13 protein-coding genes are annotated in these 17,013 nt (G+C 48.8%); 8 read left to right on the forward strand and 5 right to left on the reverse strand.

The annotated features are described in order from the left end of the window. Nucleotides 1-348 precede the first annotated feature (348 nt). From F557_RS0113155 to F557_RS0113190, 6 genes are all read left to right on the forward strand, one after another. The gene (locus tag F557_RS0113155; protein ID WP_019002688.1) at nucleotides 349-1,350 is read left to right on the forward strand and encodes a hypothetical protein; all 1,002 of its coding nucleotides are present in this window, start codon (nucleotides 349-351) and stop codon (nucleotides 1,348-1,350) included. Nucleotide 1,351: 1 nt separating this feature from the next. Next, nucleotides 1,352-1,552 (forward strand): hypothetical protein, encoded by a 201-nt coding sequence (locus F557_RS0113160; RefSeq protein ID WP_019002689.1) that lies wholly within the window; start codon nucleotides 1,352-1,354, stop codon nucleotides 1,550-1,552. Nucleotides 1,553-2,629: 1,077 nt separating this feature from the next. Beyond that, the gene (locus F557_RS0113170; RefSeq protein WP_019002691.1) at nucleotides 2,630-3,547 is read left to right on the forward strand and encodes a hypothetical protein; all 918 of its coding nucleotides are present in this window, start codon (nucleotides 2,630-2,632) and stop codon (nucleotides 3,545-3,547) included. Nucleotide 3,548: 1 nt separating this feature from the next. Then, complete coding sequence (locus tag F557_RS0113175) at nucleotides 3,549-3,893, forward strand: hypothetical protein (RefSeq protein ID WP_019002692.1); 345 nt, start codon at nucleotides 3,549-3,551, stop codon at nucleotides 3,891-3,893. A gap of 566 nt (nucleotides 3,894-4,459) precedes the next feature. Next, nucleotides 4,460-5,224 (forward strand): L,D-transpeptidase family protein, encoded by a 765-nt coding sequence (locus F557_RS0113185; RefSeq protein WP_019002694.1) that lies wholly within the window; start codon nucleotides 4,460-4,462, stop codon nucleotides 5,222-5,224. A gap of 302 nt (nucleotides 5,225-5,526) precedes the next feature. Continuing rightward, nucleotides 5,527-6,309: a ZIP family metal transporter gene (locus tag F557_RS0113190; protein WP_019002695.1), complete on the forward strand. Its 783-nt coding sequence runs from the start codon at nucleotides 5,527-5,529 to the stop codon at nucleotides 6,307-6,309. Nucleotides 6,310-6,495: 186 nt separating this feature from the next. Here the strand turns inward: F557_RS0113190 and F557_RS0113195 are convergent, their stop codons facing one another. The 5 genes from F557_RS0113195 to F557_RS0113220 all read right to left on the reverse strand — a co-directional run bounded on the left by F557_RS0113195 (nucleotide 6,496) and on the right by F557_RS0113220 (nucleotide 12,031). Next, nucleotides 6,496-8,001 (reverse strand): leucine-rich repeat domain-containing protein, encoded by a 1,506-nt coding sequence (locus tag F557_RS0113195; protein ID WP_019002696.1) that lies wholly within the window; start codon nucleotides 7,999-8,001, stop codon nucleotides 6,496-6,498. Between the two features lie 398 nt (nucleotides 8,002-8,399). Next, on the reverse strand, nucleotides 8,400-10,100 hold the full coding sequence (locus F557_RS0113200; RefSeq protein WP_019002697.1) for an FAD-dependent oxidoreductase: 1,701 nt from the start codon (nucleotides 10,098-10,100) through the stop codon (nucleotides 8,400-8,402). A 403-nt stretch (nucleotides 10,101-10,503) separates the two neighbouring features. Next, a complete protein-coding gene (locus F557_RS0113210; protein ID WP_019002699.1) occupies nucleotides 10,504-11,292 on the reverse strand; it encodes an ADP-ribosylglycohydrolase family protein in 789 nt (262 codons plus the stop codon). Between the two features lie 144 nt (nucleotides 11,293-11,436). Further along, nucleotides 11,437-11,814 (reverse strand): hypothetical protein, encoded by a 378-nt coding sequence (locus F557_RS0113215; protein WP_019002700.1) that lies wholly within the window; start codon nucleotides 11,812-11,814, stop codon nucleotides 11,437-11,439. Beyond that, on the reverse strand, nucleotides 11,786-12,031 hold the full coding sequence (locus tag F557_RS0113220; protein WP_157617891.1) for a hypothetical protein: 246 nt from the start codon (nucleotides 12,029-12,031) through the stop codon (nucleotides 11,786-11,788). The genes F557_RS0113215 and F557_RS0113220 overlap by 29 nt, the downstream gene beginning before the upstream one ends. Nucleotides 12,032-12,514: 483 nt before the next feature. Here F557_RS0113220 and F557_RS0113230 point away from each other — a divergent pair, with 483 nt between their 5' ends. Together F557_RS0113230 and F557_RS0113235 are read left to right on the forward strand one after the other, a co-directional pair. Next, the gene (locus F557_RS0113230; RefSeq protein WP_019002703.1) at nucleotides 12,515-13,072 is read left to right on the forward strand and encodes a GNAT family N-acetyltransferase; all 558 of its coding nucleotides are present in this window, start codon (nucleotides 12,515-12,517) and stop codon (nucleotides 13,070-13,072) included. Between the two features lie 219 nt (nucleotides 13,073-13,291). Further along, nucleotides 13,292-16,687, forward strand: a complete 3,396-nt coding sequence (locus tag F557_RS0113235; RefSeq protein WP_019002704.1) for a PKD domain-containing protein — start codon at nucleotides 13,292-13,294, stop codon at nucleotides 16,685-16,687. The last annotated feature ends 326 nt before the right edge of the window (nucleotides 16,688-17,013 follow it).

A 17,013-nucleotide genomic window follows, 5' to 3' on the forward strand; every position in this document is an offset into this window, starting at 1 on the left:
TATCCGCAGCATTTTATTTTACAGAGTGTAGTGCCTCTAAGTATGTATGCGTCTACTCATTAACCCCAGTTTTGTATCAGCATTTATAAATGCCAAAAAAAGAACAGGGTTTACAGGCAAGTCCACCTCCGTCTTTGATCGTATCACTTTTCAAATTTCGTTACCGTGGATGGCCTCCAAGTTTCTCCTTTCACCACCAGGCCACATCTCAAATGCATGGGCAGGCTCTAAGGCCTTATAGGTTTCAAGAGCGAAAATTTATGTACCGGACCATGAACTTACAACGGTCTAGTACTTTCTTTCATGTGGTATGTCAGGGATAAAACGGCCATACCCTGGGTGATTTGTATGGGTTTGAATTTGTTTAGAAGAGGTAAATTAGAAGGTACAAATGTACCTCCAGCAGGTAAAGTGAATAGGTTTGGAAGTAAATTTATTCCCCGTAAACCAGAAGGCGTTAAGGATATTATAGCACATCCCGGAAATGCTATAAGTTATGGCATAAAAACAGGGGTACAAAACACTTCATCACCTGTTACAAAAAAAGCTTTAGAATATCCTTTTTGGAGTGCTGTAGGGTTAGGTTTAGCAAGTACAGTTATTCCTAACTGGTATAACACATCTGATTATGACAATACTGCTGGTATTGATATTGATCAAATGGTTAAGTATAAACAGGCATTAGATACTCACGGAGGTTCCTATAAAGATATTACTCCGGAGATAGCAGATAAGTATTCTGGTATTCCTTTCTGGCACCCTTATATTACCGATGGTGAAAATGGTAAAGGTGATAAAGGTGCTTTCTGGGATTTCGTACAAACAGTTACACCAAACGCAGCAAACTATATTAACTATCGAAAAGGTGTAGAAAACTTAATAGCCCCTAAACCTACATTAGACTGGGGATGGAATCAAGAAGGTAAAATGCAACTTACTGATGTACTTCCTTCTAGCAGATATTCAGGCTACCCTAAAGCTGTAGGGGACGCTAAAAAATTATATGAAACTCTTCGTATAATGGACGAAATAAAGAAAAATGCTAGCCCTTTCTACTCAAATTTAGTGGATGATTTTGTTGCAGGAAATACAGTATCTCCTAAACATAGAGATGCTTTTTATAAAGCAATGGGTCAAGCTAGAGAACGCTTAGATAAACAGGATATAGAGAATGTTTCTAAAACTATGTTTGGTTTAGTAGATAAAATGAAACTTGCTACCCCTACTTCTACTGGTTCTAATGCAGCACCAGCTACCCAATATGTTTTACCTGTTGAAGAGTTTGATGCAATTACAGCTAATCTTCTCTCAGAAGAAGAAGAAGAAGAAGAAAAAAAGGGAACTAATTAATATGCCAGGAATATTTGAACAATCTTTTAATACACCCTTACCTAATACTGATATAGCAGGTCAGTTAGTAGCTTTAAGAATGCGTAATGAAGCTATGAAACCTGATGGAATTATTAAGGGTTTATCTCAGGTAGGTAAGGTATTTACAGACATCGAGAGTAGAACAATAATTTTGTGTAAACGTATCATTCTACTTTTATAGCTATCATCGCATTAATATCATCTTATTTCGCACTTTATTATATAAACATGGAGGTGCTATCCATGACCACTTTTTACATATTAATGATCTCTTGCGTATTTACCTTTCTTGGCTTAATACCTTTTCAGGTATTTAGAACAGCCTTTAATTGGAACGGAATGATAATGTTCGTAGCAAGTGGTATTCTGTTTACTCTAGGACTTGTATATGCAAATTGGATAAATAGCAGAATACAACTTAATTTTGCTAAAACACTGGGAGCGTGTTGCGGAATAACTACTCTAATCGGAGGTATATATCTTATTATTTTTGGTCTAATCTGGCTATTTCCTTTGATATTTAATAACTAAAAATGAATTTTGTATTATATAAAGATCGATACAGCAAGTTCATTATATTACTTTTAAGTCGCTCCGCTCAGTATACAATTATCATTATGGATGACAGCATCTCTTTAAATAAAATAATAACAATATAATAGCTCAAAAAGACGTTATTTAACAACATATGCAAAAACTATACATCAATTTGAGCGGAGCGATATAACTGTTACCAATACTATATTAAACATAACCTATTTATCCACACAATGTACATTATAAAGAACTTTGCTTTAATGATTTTCAAAATGTTTTATTGGTTTAAATTTTTCCTAAGTACCACAATAGCAAAATAATTGAATATTATTGATAATACACACAGAACAAAAAAAACAAATATATTATTTATATTATAAATCTACAACTCAGTTTATATCTATCCTGATAACCAACACTCAAATTACTTTTTAATATTACCAATACACAAAATCATAATACTACACTTCACCCAAAAAACATATCGTTAATTTTCGGCAAAAACCGTTTTTTACAATACACTCATGTAATCATACGATTTATCTCATTACAAACATAACCATTTAATCATTAAGAAATGATGACAAACACCTTCGATAAAATTTTCAATAAATGAGCAAGAAACCAAGAAAGATTTGGTTGGCTTAAGCAAGCAAGAGCTACATCCCAGCTTTAACAGGGTATTAATGGTAAGCTTTCTATAGTTATATAGGAGGCTTATATGAATGAGTTTATAGAAGATTTTATTGAGGGATTTAAGATGGCATTAGATATAAAAACGCCATTTACTTGGGTTAATGGATGGAGTGGTCTTAATCCTTTATCTTATCCTGACGGTATGGCTAAAGGTTTAGGAAAACTGCCGGGTAAAGCAGGTGAAACAATGCGAAATAACCCAAAAAAAGTTAGAGCTGCTACTACAGGAGCAACTGCTATTGCTTTAGCTGCTTTAGGGTTAGCTGGTGATGCTGCAACAGATAGTATGAAAGTCAGAAACCTGCAAAGTGGGGGTATGCTACCTTTAGAAGATATAGCTACAGAATATAATGCTTACCTTCAAGAGCAGGGCCTACACCCTGATATAACTATTGAGGATATCCGTAGTAATCCTGCATTACTTAATAAATATAAAATTAATCTAATGTCCTCGCATAGAGCAGATGGGGTAGATATACCTAATTACAATTTAGCTTGGGATCAGTTTATGGGTGTAGATCCGGCTAAAGCAAGTAATTATGGTATAGGTAGATCATTATATCGGACGTATGCTGATGATGGGTGGAATGAGTTAGGATATAAACACTTATTTGGTGATGGATCTGGAGGAGAATTATTTAAGTCTGATGGTTCAAAAGAGCAAGCTTTAAAGGCTATGCAACAGTACTTAGATACTGTTAATTATATTATGGAAAGGGGAAAAAATTACCCGAAATTTGCTAATCAAGCTCAATTAATAAAAAACCTTTCTGGTAACGGTAATATGTCAGTGGATGACAGAGAATCTGTGTATAAGATACTTGAAGAAGCCCTTTTAGATCAGGCTAATGGTAAATATTTATTGCCATCTCCTGATGATAATCAAGATGTTAATAAGATAGAAACACCTAAGTTTAAATATAACAATCGTCGGGATTTTTAATATGATTAAAGACTCCTATGATACAGAACTTTCTGGTTCTACTGGTTTAGAAAGACAGTTAGTTAACAGGGCTATACAAGGGTATCAGCCCTTACCTGTAAGTGAATTTTCTTCATTTATGCCTCAACCATCTCAAATGTTACAGATGCCTATGCCAAATGTGTATACCCCAGTACAGGTTCCTTTTAGATTACCTCAAATGCAACAACTTCAACAGGAGCAAGTACCTCCTATGGAAACAATAGAAAGACCTTTAGCTCAGCCCATTAAATACAAGGGCAAGAAAGAGTTTATTGACACTATGCTACCTTATGTGCTACAGCAGCGGGTAAAAGACTTAATGTAGACCCCTATATGATTATTGCTCAGTCAGCTTTAGAAACTGGTTGGGGCAAATCTTGATGGACGTTTCTTAGATTCCTGATTGTCTATCATAATCTTTCCAGAATCACTGTCTCGACGAATTATCCGGCTGTGATACTGTTCTTCAATAGGATTCTTCCAAATAGAGCATCTCCCTCACAAAATTGCAGTATCCGTGAGCCTCAGAAACATTTGAATACGAAATCTCCCCCAGAGAACGATAACAATTTTCTGGGTTTATTGAATTCCCCCATGACAATGGACTATTCCAGTACTGATACGATATCTCCCCGATATGCACCATCATTTCCAGGGGCTAGATCCCAATCATGCAGGATAGCACAGCTTTTCTGCTGCATGATCTGCTATGCTTGAATCAGGTAAAGCCGGCCACAGTGATCTTAACTGTGGCAAGTTCCGGAACACTAGCTCCCCCGGCGGGAGCACGAACCGGATCCTCCGGTAATCAGTCTTTCAGATTTGCCCCCGGACTCATACGCTCCGGCCACAGGACAAAAACCGGGATTATTTTGTTAAGGAAGGATTATTATGAAATTCAATCCATTGTTTAAAAGCCTTATGACAGGCTTTTCCTTTTTTCTTCTGCTGTCAGGAGCCACTCCTGCCGTGAGCGGCACCAGTACCACGGAAGCGGAGGAAGAAGCCCGCTACGCCTCCTCTCCGATATGGATATCCGAACTGGGCAACAGAATGCAGGCCTCCCAGCTTTTTGTAGTGGCCGGAGTGGGGCAGACCACCGCCTATGTATCCATGCATGAAAAAACCACAGACGGAAGCTGGCGGCAGATCATGAGCACCCCGGGGTATATCGGAAAAAACGGTCTCGGCAAACAGCGGGAGGGCGACGGAAAAACCCCGGTGGGGATCTTCCACTTTAATTATGCCTTCGGGATCGCCGATAACCCGGGCTGCCAGGCTTTCCCCTATAAGAAGGTTAATAAAAATGACTACTGGTCCGGTGATGCCAGAAAGAACCGGCAGTACAACAAAATGGTAAGCATTAAGGATTATCCCGATCTGGACAAGGATGCCAGCGAGCATCTCGTGGACTATACCTACCCGTATCAGTATGCCCTTAACATCAGCTATAACGAAGAGGGCACTCCGGGACTCGGGTCGGCAATTTTTCTGCACTGCCTCGGAGAACAGCGTCCCTATACCGGTGGCTGCGTGTCCATACCCCGGGCCGAGATGATTACTGTGCTCAGACATGTACGCCAGGACTGTGTGGTGGTGATTGACTACCTTAAGAATTTAAGTCAGGAAACCTACCGAAAGTGGGGCCTCAAATAGGCCTTAGCTCCCACATGGCTGTTATTATCTTAAACAGCAGGGAGGAGAGAATTTCCCTGCTGTTTTCCTGTCACTTACTCCCCTTGTTCTGTTCACATCCCAGAACCTTTCTCTGAACACCTCCGGAGTTCCAGAAGAGAGGAATACTTATCCCTCCCAGTGTCACCATCTTTTTACCGTAAAGAGGGCGGCGATAATAATTCCCATCTTGAGCCGTTTCCGCCGTAAATAATGCTCGCAGGTACTATAATCACTGGGATTTCCGTACTGATACCTGATATCCCATAATGCCGGAGTACACCATGAATCAGATCCTGATATGCCTTGCTGTTCCATTCCTCGGAACCGTTATCGGTTCAGCTCTGGTCTATCTTATGAAACGGGATATGCCGTCCCTTCTCGAAAAGAGCCTTCTGGCCTTCGCCGCCGGAGTAATGACCGCCGCCTCCGTCTGGAGTCTCCTTATTCCCGCTTTTGAATCCGCCCGGGATCAGGATTACGGCAGTCTCGCATTTCTCCCCCCTGTTGCCGGATTCTGGGCCGGAATGCTGTTCCTGCTCCTTCTGGACAGCCTGATACCGCATCTCCACATGCACAGCGAGGTTCCCGAGGGCCCGAAATCAAAGCTGGACAAGAATGCCATGATGGTGCTGGCTATCACGCTCCACAACATTCCCGAGGGCATGGCGGTAGGGGCGGTGCTGGCCGGACTCCTCTCCGGCAGCGCCACTATGACCTCCGCCGGAGCATTTTCACTGGCACTGGGGATAGCCATTCAGAATATTCCGGAGGGCGCAGTAGTGGCGCTTCCTCTGAGAAGCTGCGGGCACAGCCGGCACCGGGCGTTTCTGTCAGGAACTCTTTCCGGAGCTGCGGAACCCCTGGGAGCTATAGCAACCGTTCTTCTGGCCGGACTGGCGGTGCCGGTTCTTCCCTATATGCTAAGCTTCGCGGCCGGAGCCATGATCTATGTGGTGGTGGAGGAGCTCATTCCCGAAATGTCCGAGGGCAGTCATACCAATGTAACCACTCTCGTTTTCGGAATCGGCTTTACCCTGATGATGTGCCTGGATTCCCTGCCGTAGGAGAAGCCCCGGTTTTTCCCGGAGATGGGAAAGAAGAGAATACCAGCCCCCTAAAATACAAAAAGGCACGGTTCCTGACCGTACCTTTTGCATTTGTTTCCGGCTCCTCTTCTGCCATTCCGGGACATGGCCGGAGGACATTACTGGAGAGGAAAGGGCAGCCCTTACACCGGAAGCGCTTACACCTTACTTCTGATTGATTTTAAGGCTGGGGCTGGCAAAGCCCTTAAGCTCGTCATCAGAGAAGACTCCCTTTTTCACAGACAGTACCCTAAGCCCCGGAATCCCCTTAAGAGCTCCGAGAGAGGTAATGCCCTCAGCCTTGGAAATATCCAGAGTCTGCAGCTTGGAGCAGGCGGCAATAGCATCAAAATTGCTGACCTTTACGCCGGTAATTTCCATATTGGTCAGATCAGTCATTCCGGCCAGGAAGCCCAGATCGACAGTCTTTCCAGGATTGATATCCTTCAGCATAACCTTTTTGACACTGGAGAGATTCTTCAGGTCTTCGGTATTCACCAGATTGTTAATGCCGTCGATGGCAAGCTCGTTCAGCTTTTTAAGCCCCTTGCCGAATGAAGCGTCTATCACATAGTCGCAATGCTTCCAGAGCTTAACCTCCAGAGAATTCAGCTCGGTCAGGGATCCGATGGCATCCGTATTGAAGAACGCATTCTTCTGATCGCAGCCATGAACAATAAGCTGCTTAAGATTGGTGGCATCCTTGAGCTGCGCGAAATCCACAGGGGCTCTCATGCTCCAGATCTTCAGAGCTTCCACTGAGGAGCCCTTAATCGGGGAATAGTCCTTGACAGCCTCCGCAAACACCCCCAGGTACTTAAGCTTTGCGGCTGTTTTTACCCAGTCCAGACTGGTCATGGCAGTCATGCCGGTATCGATTTTCTCAACCTGGGCCAGTGTTCCCAGAGAGTCGTAATTGGCTCCCTTTGAAGCATACACCGTGAGACGCTTCAGAGCCGGAACCTTGCTGAGCGGAGTAAAGTCGGCCACAGTGACACCGTAGAGGCTGAGCTCGTTAAGCTTGGTATTGGCTGCCAGAGGGGACAGGTCCTTAACCTGGGAGCCGGTAAGATCCAGCTTGGTCAGGGGGAGTGCGGAAACCGGGGTCAGGTCGGCAATATCCATCACTTTAAGAGACACATTGCTCAGCTTCGGAGCCGCAGGAATGCCTTCAATGGACTTGATTTTGTCGGAACCGGTGATGACGGCGGTGGTGAGATTGGTCAGCGGCGTCATCCACTTAAGGTTTTCCATAGCCTTGGAGGTGATATAGAGCTGCTTGATTCCGGTGAATTTAAGAAGCGGCGTCATATCCTTAACGTGTTCGGCATAAATCTTAATGCCGTTGGAAACGGTCAGATTCTTAAGAGGAGAAATGTCTGTCAGAAGCTTGCTTTCCACGTAAAAATTCTTTACTGACGGAAAAGCCTTGACGATCTTAACCAGATCTTCATCGGAGATTTCCTTGAGGTCCAGAATCATATCACTGGCAGCAACTTTTGCTGCCGGTCCCTGGACAGATTTAGCCACTTCATCCGTGAAGCCGTTCTTAATAAGAACTGTAGCACCGTTAACCTTGCCGACAGGGTTGGTCGGGGCTGCAAGAACATTGGACGACAAAAATAAAAATCCGGCGGCAAGCAATGCTCCGGAGAGTCTGGTAAGCTTCATGCTATTCCTCGTGTCACTCTGATACAGATACGGACATTACCGGCGGCCTGACCCGGAACACCGGAAAAACACCCCAAGAAGCATTTTCTGCTGGTTCCGATCCATAATCCGCAAAGCCGGGACACGGCTTTTAGCGGCAATGTTCCTTCCAGTTATTTCTTTTACACTCTATTTGTTCAAAAATCAATACAAACAGCCTGTTTCAATAACCCCGGCGGAAATTCAGCCATAAGACAGCAGCCTTCCTGAAAAACTACACGAGGAAGAGAGCTCTGTTCGCGCCGGTTCAGTTCCCGGGGAGCCGCATAAAAAAGCCCCCGGAATGTACGGGGGCCTGATAACAGGGACTCTCAGAAGAAATCCCGGCCGGAACCGGAATTCGGGGTACCTGTTCCCGGTCAGACGGTCTTCAGAAGCGCCGCGATTTCGGCAAGATTCTTCTTCCCGAACACCGGCCTGATTTCACCATCCTTTCCGGAAATCACGGTGCAGGGGACACTCATCACGCTGTAGCGTTCCTTAAGCGCGGGGAAATGAGCCAGATCTATCATTTCAGCGCGGATCAGGGGATTCAGGGAAGCTGCCCTCTGGGCCGACATCACCGTTTCCGGACACATGGTGCAGGACAGGGACACCATCACTCTGATGGTTACCGGATGATCCACGGCCGCTATGTCTGCTTTTACCGCCGGATCCAGAGCCTGCCCGGCACTTCCGGTGTTGTAGATCGCAATCACAAAGGAATTAAGCTCATGCCCGCCGGGAACCCCGTGGAAATGAATATTGGAGTTCTGGCTGTGCTCTCCTGCAATCTCGAAGGAGGGGAGAAGAAGTCCTTCCGGGGCAGGACCGGCAGCAATTTCGGGAACCACGCTGTCGGAAAGCCCCCGGAGTTCCTCCAGAAAAGCTTTCATCGCCTCCGAAAGAGAGCTTCCGTCCGGCCAGAGCCGTACCGTCACCCTGGAGGTAAGTTTGCCGAACACGCCCTTAAGCTGCGCCCTGATTTCCGGGGTGAGAAGCCCGCCCGGCGTTCCGGCGGTGCCGCTTTCACTGTCTTCCCGGGAGGCGCTTCCGGAAGGAGCTTCGTCTCTGGCAGCTTCTGCCGGCCTGGGAGCATTCTCGTTAAACACCGTAAGATCCGGCAGATCGTATTTCTGATGCAGCTCCTGCGCCGACTTTTCAAGCGACGTGGCAGCAATGGCGCCGTCAGCCACCGCCGTTACCACCTGGCGGAGGTTCTTGACACAGAGATCCCCGGCGGCATAAACCCCGTCAACGCTGGTTTTGCGGTTTTCATCCGTGATAACATAGCCGGCCTCGTCTCTTGCGATCTCCGGAGGCAGCCAGCCTGTGGCCGGAACATAGCCGGCAAAGACAAACACTCCGAAATTTCCGCCGTCCCTGGCCCGGAACTCCCGGGTTTCTCCGGTAACATTGTTCTTAAGAACCGCCTTTTCCACCAGCCCCGAACCGGAAACCTCCTGAAGCTCGGTGTTAAAAAGCACAGTGATATTGCTGAAGTCTTTCAGATGGTCAGATACGGTTTTGGCACAGGAGAAGGAGTCCTTCCGCACCAGAATCGTGATATGGCTGGCATATCTGGTGAGAAACATGCTTTCCTCAACGGCCGCAAAGCCTCCGCCCACCACCAGAACCTCCTTTCCGGCAAAGAACTCTCCGTCACAGGTGGCACAGTAGGCCACACCGCGTCCCTGAAATTCCTGCTCGCCCGTAAAGCCGATCCTGCGGGGATTGGCTCCGGTAGCCACAATAATGCCCAGAGCCCGGAAATCGCCCCGGGAGGTCTGTACCGTCTTGATATCTCCGTCACAGGAAAAGCCGGTAACCTCGGCGGCCAGAAACTCCGCGCCGAAGCTCAGGGCCTGTTTTCTCATGACCGCAGTAAGGGAGCGGCCGGAGGCGCGTTCCACCCCGGGATAGTTCACCACCTCGGAAGTAATGGTGATCTGCCCGCCGATTTCCGCCTTTTCCACCACGAGAACGCGATACTTCGCTCTGGCTGCGTAAAGGGCGGCCGAAAGTCCGGCAGGCCCGCCACCGATGATCACGGCGTCATACATATTCTTGTCAGCTTCCATGAATACCTCTCTATAATCAGCAATCCGGCATCGGGATCCGCACCCTCTGAAGACATGGTTCAGTCCTGAAATCCGGGACCCCGTTTCCTGAGAGTATACGGTAAAAAACCAAAACCACGAAGCAGGGCGGGAATATTCTGACGCCGGATCCCCGAAAAATGACTGCTCCGGATGAAATCTGTGAAACGTTTTTCAAAGGATCCTGAAAAATTGCAGCGGAAGAAGTGAACCGCCCGGAGAGTCTTCCGGGGCAGGAATAAAAGCATGAAAAGCTGATTCTGGTGCGGATAACTGGCTAACAGAAGTGGCTCCCGAGATGTGAAAATTACTGCGGGGAAGGAAGGCCTTCTGGTTTGTCCCACGGCATGTCCCCGCACGCAGGAACATCCCAACCCCACACACATTACCCGGGATAGCGTTCCTCAAAAGCCTTCAGAATCTCCCGCTCCCGGGGATCCAGGAAGGAAAGGGCCCGTTCTCTGATGGCCGGCGGGATCCCGTAAAAGGCTGCAGCAAGTCCTCCCGCTATAGCCGCAATGGTATCACTGTCCCCGCCGATGGAAACGGCGTTCCGGACGGCATCCTCAAAGCCGGACGCCTCAAAAAATGCCATGAAGGCCTGAGGCACGCTGCCCTGACAGGTCACATCAAACCCATATTCCGGACGGATTTCATCCAGGGTAAAATCAAGAGAATAGTAATTCCGGGTGATATATTCCCGGATCTCCGTAAGCCCCTGTCCGGTTCTGGCAAGATATATTGCCACTGCCACCGCCTCGGCTGCCCGGATCCCCTCGGGATGATTATGGGTAACCGCGGTAACAGCCCGGGCCAGATTTTTTGCCTCATCAAGACTGGCCGCAGCATATCCCGCCGGACTCACCCGCATGGCCGCCCCGTTGCCCAGACTGCAGTAGGGGGCCGGATTTTCTGAAAACAGCCACTTTAAAAACCGGCCGCCATATCCGGCATCAGGGTATTCCCGTCCCAGAGTCTGCATCCATTTTACAGCCTGTTCCGGAAGGTCTCTGAAATCACTCCGGCTCTCCAGAAGCGCCCGGGCTACCGCCAGTGTCATAATGCTGTCATCCGTGAGCCTAACCCCCGGACCAAAGAACTCGAAATCCTTCGTTTTGATGTTGTGCCACTCAAAGCGCGATCCTGCGATGTCTCCGATAATCGCTCCCAGCATGATTTTCCCCCCTGAACGCTGCCCCGGCCGCTAATTCCGCGAAACGGCCAAACATAAAGATCCGGCCTCCGGAAGATCCTAAGCCGCACAAACAGAAAAGGCCGAAAAAATTTCCGGCCCCGTAATTATAAACTGCGGTTCCTGCTAGCGGCAGAGAGCATCAACATCGCTGCAGGTATAGATGTTCTTTGCAGTAACAATAGTGCAGGATTTAACCGGCCGCGTACCGATTTCCTGCCCCTTGCGGGAGAAGGATACCACGGTATCATAGGCCTCCTTAATGCTGTTCAGTTCGGAATTCACAAATTCCTCTGACGGGGTGGTTTCAGCGTTGAACTTTGCCATATCCTGAGGTGTTTTCGCGATAGTTTTAATCTTCTCCTGAATACCATCGAAGCGGAGACCAGGTTTATGAAAATCATATCCCAGTCTGGAGGCAGTGTTAAAAACCTTGTTCTGGATGGCTATGCACTTCCGGTTACGCTCCTTTCCCTTAACCAGATAGTCCTTGCAGGGCAGCATCGTCCAGTCTGTTTAGCGATTTCAGCTGGCAGGTCCATTCCACCGGCTTGCCCTGTACCATCGTAAACACATAATTCATGGCATTTACCACCGTGGTGCAGATCACTGCTTCACCCTCGGGGCCTGCTGTAAGCTCGGCACGGGAGGCCGGAGCAGACATGATAAGGGCGGCAGCGGCTGCCAGCGGCAGGGCTTTTACATAGTTTCTAATATTCATGGAATGATCCTCCGGATCCATAGACAAATGACTGCAGTTTTCTCAGACAGGCAACTGCATTTCGACAGGAATGAAGCCGGCTGTCAGAATATACATAACTTTAACAAATGTTATATTCAGGATCCAAAAACCGGATACCGCCAGAGCGGGAAATTGAGATATTGCATACAGAAATCTGCTTTAGAGAGGAACTCCTGAGTGTTCGAAGGAGCCCCGGAAGCATTGCCTGTCCGGGAATCAGTTCCGCCTCATCAGTATTCCGGGAGATTATCCGGAACATGACAGAAGAAGCTCCCGGGGCGATGTTCCGGCTACCCCGAAAATTCAAAATCTGACACGATTCAACGGTTTTCCCCAAAATCATTGCCAGGTCTGCCGCGGTGAATTTATGATACCGGCCGGATGTCCCCGCCGGGACTTTCCCGGGGCTATGCCACGTAGGAATGGTACGCCTCCCGCACTGAAATTATGAGGATTCCTGTTATGACCATCGAAACACCAAGACTGATTCTCCGTCCTTTTCAGGAAAGCGATGCGGGGTATCTTCTGGAGTACCTGGGAGTTCCTCAGGTCAACTGCTTTGTCTCCATGAGACTTCATTCCCCGGAGGAAGCACGTACAGCGGCCCGGAAGAGATCCGGCGATCCGGAATACTATTTCGCCATAGCACTGAAGGACAGCGGCAAGGTCATCGGAGAAATATTCGCGCATCCGGAAGCCGGAGAGGAGCATGCCGCGCCTGACGCCCCTCTGGATACCTTCAGCCCGTGCTGGATGCTGAACGGGAAATACCGGAAACAGGGCTATGGCTACGAGGCCGCCCATGCCTTTATTGACTACCTGTTCCGCGAAAAGGGCGCCCGCAGGATCTATGCCTACACCGATGATTACAATCTGCCGAGCCGGCATCTCTGTGAAAAGCTGGGTATGCGGCAGGAAGGCTTTTTTATAGAGTTCTTTTCCTTCGTTAAGAATCCCGACGGCACCCCTCATTATGAAAACACCTACCAGTACGCCATTCTGAAAAGGGAATGGCACTGAACCGGTAACGGCCTGACATCACGGATCCTGATTCCAGCTGTTACAGCTTGCTGCTGTAAGTACATTTTTCTGAAATATTTGATCCGGTGATCGTTTTTACAAATTTTTAACATTCTCTCTTTGTGCGCTTTGTTATAAAAATGTTAAAGTTAACCCAAATTTTTAACATTTGAGAAGATCCGTATCCTCTCATAATCCTTTGTAACAGAGAACATAAACATGAAAAACACAGGTTTCCGGCATACCAGACTTTGCAGTGCTGTGGCAGTTATGCTGGCACTTCCCATTTCATCTCTTTCCATGAACACCGCACTGGCAGACTCCGCTAACAGCGCTTCAGAAAATAACGGTTCTGAAACCGTAACCACGTCCTGTCTCCGCGGTTTTCCGGCTCCTTTTGCAAAATCAGAAATCACGGGACTCCGGGCGACATTCTTCCAGGATAACGAAGCCGCAGTCCCCAACTGCTACGAGCAGGGCGCTGTTCAGGTCTGGGATTTCGGGGACGGTTCTCAGTACCGCGTGAAGGCCGAGACTCTTACCGTCAGACAGATCAATCATAGCTATGAGAATGATGGCGACTATACCGTCCGTACCTGGTTTGAATCCGGGGAAGGCGGCGTGCGTTCCGAAACTGCCGAACTCCGTGTTACAGTTAAGGATATTGATCCGGTGGTGCACATTGATCCGGACTACAGCATCCTGTACCAGCAGGGGCCTAACGGTCTCCAGGCAGGAGATACCATTCATATTGACGGTTCCGCCTCTGTCTCCAAAAAGGGCCGCAAAATTGCTTCCTATCTCTGGAGCACCGGCGAAACAGCAGCGGAAATTGATTTCCCGGTTGACAGTGAATTCCTGGAGCGCGGAGCTTCGGTAACCCTGACAGTTACTGACGAAAGCGGCGCCTCCCAGAGCCGGACCATCAGACTTTATCCCCAGGGGGAGCCCATGTGCGGCGTTCCCCCCGTCTACACCATCTGGAGTCATTTCAGTGCTGAAAACAGCGGGAAGGAGGTAACCTTTGCCGATACCACCTCCAATGACCTCGGCGGCCTGTGTCCTCTGGGCATTGACTCCGGTGTTGCCATCACAAGTATTGATAATATTTACACCTCGTTTTCAGGAACCAGAGTGTTCTGGGATTTCGGGGACGGCACCACCTCAGAAAACCAGACCAGAACCGTTCATGCCTATGAAAAGAACGGAGAATATACCGTCCTTTACGCCGTGGAAGCTCCCGAGGGAATGGACATTATTCATACCGCAGCCAAAAAGGTTACTGTAGGCGACAGCAGGCTCCGGGCCGTTATCAGCGGTACACATGGCGACGGAACCCCTGTTTACGAATTCGGGCAGTACCTCCACACCGTTTCCAATGAGCCGATAGTTCTAAGTGCGGAATCTTCTGAGGGACTGAACGATTCAGTTACCTACAGATGGAGTACCGGAGAAACCACCCCGTACATCACAGTTACGCCCAGCTATCACGAGGATCAGAAGTATTCCGTGGTAATTACCGATGCCGAGGGCAACTCCAGCACTGCCGAGGTCAGTCTTCATATCGATGTCCCGGTATGCAGCCAGTCTCCGGCAGAACAGCCGTACAATCTTCTCACTCCGAATTTTGCTCATGAAAGAAGTGAGACTGACTCTATGGAGGTGGTTTTTACCGACAAGTCCGTAAAAACTGACACCCATGGCTGTGCCTGGATAGAAGCCCCGGTTACCGAAGGGACCTGGACCTGGGATTTCGGAGACGGGACCAAGGGGACGGGCAAAACAGTATCGCACCGTTACAGTAATCCCGGCAGGTATGAGGTAACCCTGACGGTAGTCTCCGGAGATCTGACCGATGTGACTGCCCGGGAGATTACAGTACCTGACGAATGCACCTCCTGCACCGCTCCGAATCCGGATAATACGGTAGATCCGAAACTCCTGTCTCTGTCAGCCGTAGCCGGACAGTCTCTCGTTCTGGATGCAGATAAATACCTGGATCATTATGAGGGTGCGACCTATCTCTGGAGCACCGGCGCCAGAGGCAGTTCCATCGTGGTGCAGCCCCAGGAGGATTCGTTCTACACTGTCAAGGTATATGACTCCGGTGCGAAGCTGCTTGACGAGCTGGATATCACCGTGAACATTATTTCCTCTGATGCCGGTGTTGGAGAAAATGCCCCGGTCATTGTGATCGCCACCAGTGCCGACAATACCGGCAGAACCGTACTGGCAGGAACCAGTGTTACCTTTGATGCCTCACACACCTATGTGGGTTCCAGTCCGGATGATGCCAAACCGGATCTCTCTTTCCGCTGGTCCAACGGCAAAACCGATCCCGTGATCACCGAAACCATCACCGGGGACACCACCCTGAGACTGGAGGTAACCAACAACAGGGCAAAGGTAGCCGCTGCCGCCGAAGTTTCTGTCAGTGCTAAACAGGCTCAGGACTCCACAGTTCACCTGCCTCCTGTTGCCAGAATCAGCTATTCCGGGAGCAGCGATGCCGTAACCCCCGGCACAAACGTGGTATTTACCGGCATGGTCAGCAGTCCTGAAAGCGAAAGAACCTATACCTATGCGTGGACTATCGACGGCATTTCTGCCGAAAGCAGCGAACGGATTCTCAACTTTGCCTTCGCCACTCTCGGGGCGCATCGTGTTACCTTTACCGTTACCGATGATCTGGGACAGACGGACACTGCCGGAATCATCATTAATGTAGCTGCCGAGGGCGCATCTGTTGCCATTGACGGCAGCAGTATCGCCACCGCCGGGGAAAACACCGTCTTCACGGCAAATACCGTTCTGTCCGATGCCAGCGACACTGTCTGGACCGTGGACGGCAACCAGGTGCCGGATTCCCGGAACAGCACCCTGTCCTACGTGTTCAACACCGCAGGATCTCATGAGGTGGCAGTAACCGTGACCGATTCCGAAGGAGTCCGCCATACTGCAAAGCACACCATAACGGTCAACCCCGGTGAAAGCACCCCCTTCAGCATCAGCTTCGCCGCTGGCAATGAGTCCGTAACTGCGGAAATTTCCGACGCTGCCGCCGTTCCGTTCATAACCTCTGACGCCAGCCAGGAAAAGAATCCCCTCCAGATGCAGATTCAGGGGCATATGGCCGTGAAGTTCGACAATATTAGCGGCCCGGCTTCGCTTCATGTCATCAGGATTGACAATGACAGCACCAGCGAAAATACCGTAGCCTGCCAGATTGACAGCAATTACCAGGTGACCTGCGCCAGGGATACCAGAACAGGCAGCACCGCAGTGGATGTACATAACGCCAGCACCGTCAGCCTGGAGTTCGCTGAAGCGGGCGAGTACCGGATTCACATCTCTGCCCGTTCCCAGAGCAGTGCGGAAACCCAGGGCTATATTCCGCTGAACGTGGTGGAAAGTCTAAGCGACGGCAGTGATGGAGATGTCCCGTCTGACACTCCTCCGGAGGTCATCTCGCCTGCAGATCAGAATGACGGTGCTGATGACAGCAGCGCTTCCTCTGAAAACAGCGGCGGCAAGAAGGGCGGTGCCCTTGACTTCCTGTCACTCCTGTTCCTGACCGGGGCCAGTATCCTGATGAGAGGGCGCAGGAAGAAGTAAAACCAAAAACAGTTCCGGCTTTCAGGAGGTTTGTGATTTCCGAAAGACTGGAACAGACCTGGCATCTTATGGTGAAACAGGAGGGCACTCCGGTTTCACCATTTTTTTTTGGCCAGTGTTCCATGACGGGATAAGAAGTCCCTCTTTTGCTCAGCCGTTTTGTCCCTGTCCCGGGAATCAGTTTAGTATTTACAGAAAGGGAAACTGTACCGGACACCGCATGCCGGCAGCAAAAACAGGAAAGACTCAGTGAGCAGGGACAGCGCTCAATAGTTCCCGGCATTTACCGGGAAAGGTGCTCAGGGGGGTGGCAGCTATTAAGGTCC

Source organism: Succinimonas amylolytica DSM 2873, assembly GCF_000378405.1.
Taxonomy (GTDB): Bacteria; Pseudomonadota; Gammaproteobacteria; order Enterobacterales; family Succinivibrionaceae; genus Succinimonas; species Succinimonas amylolytica.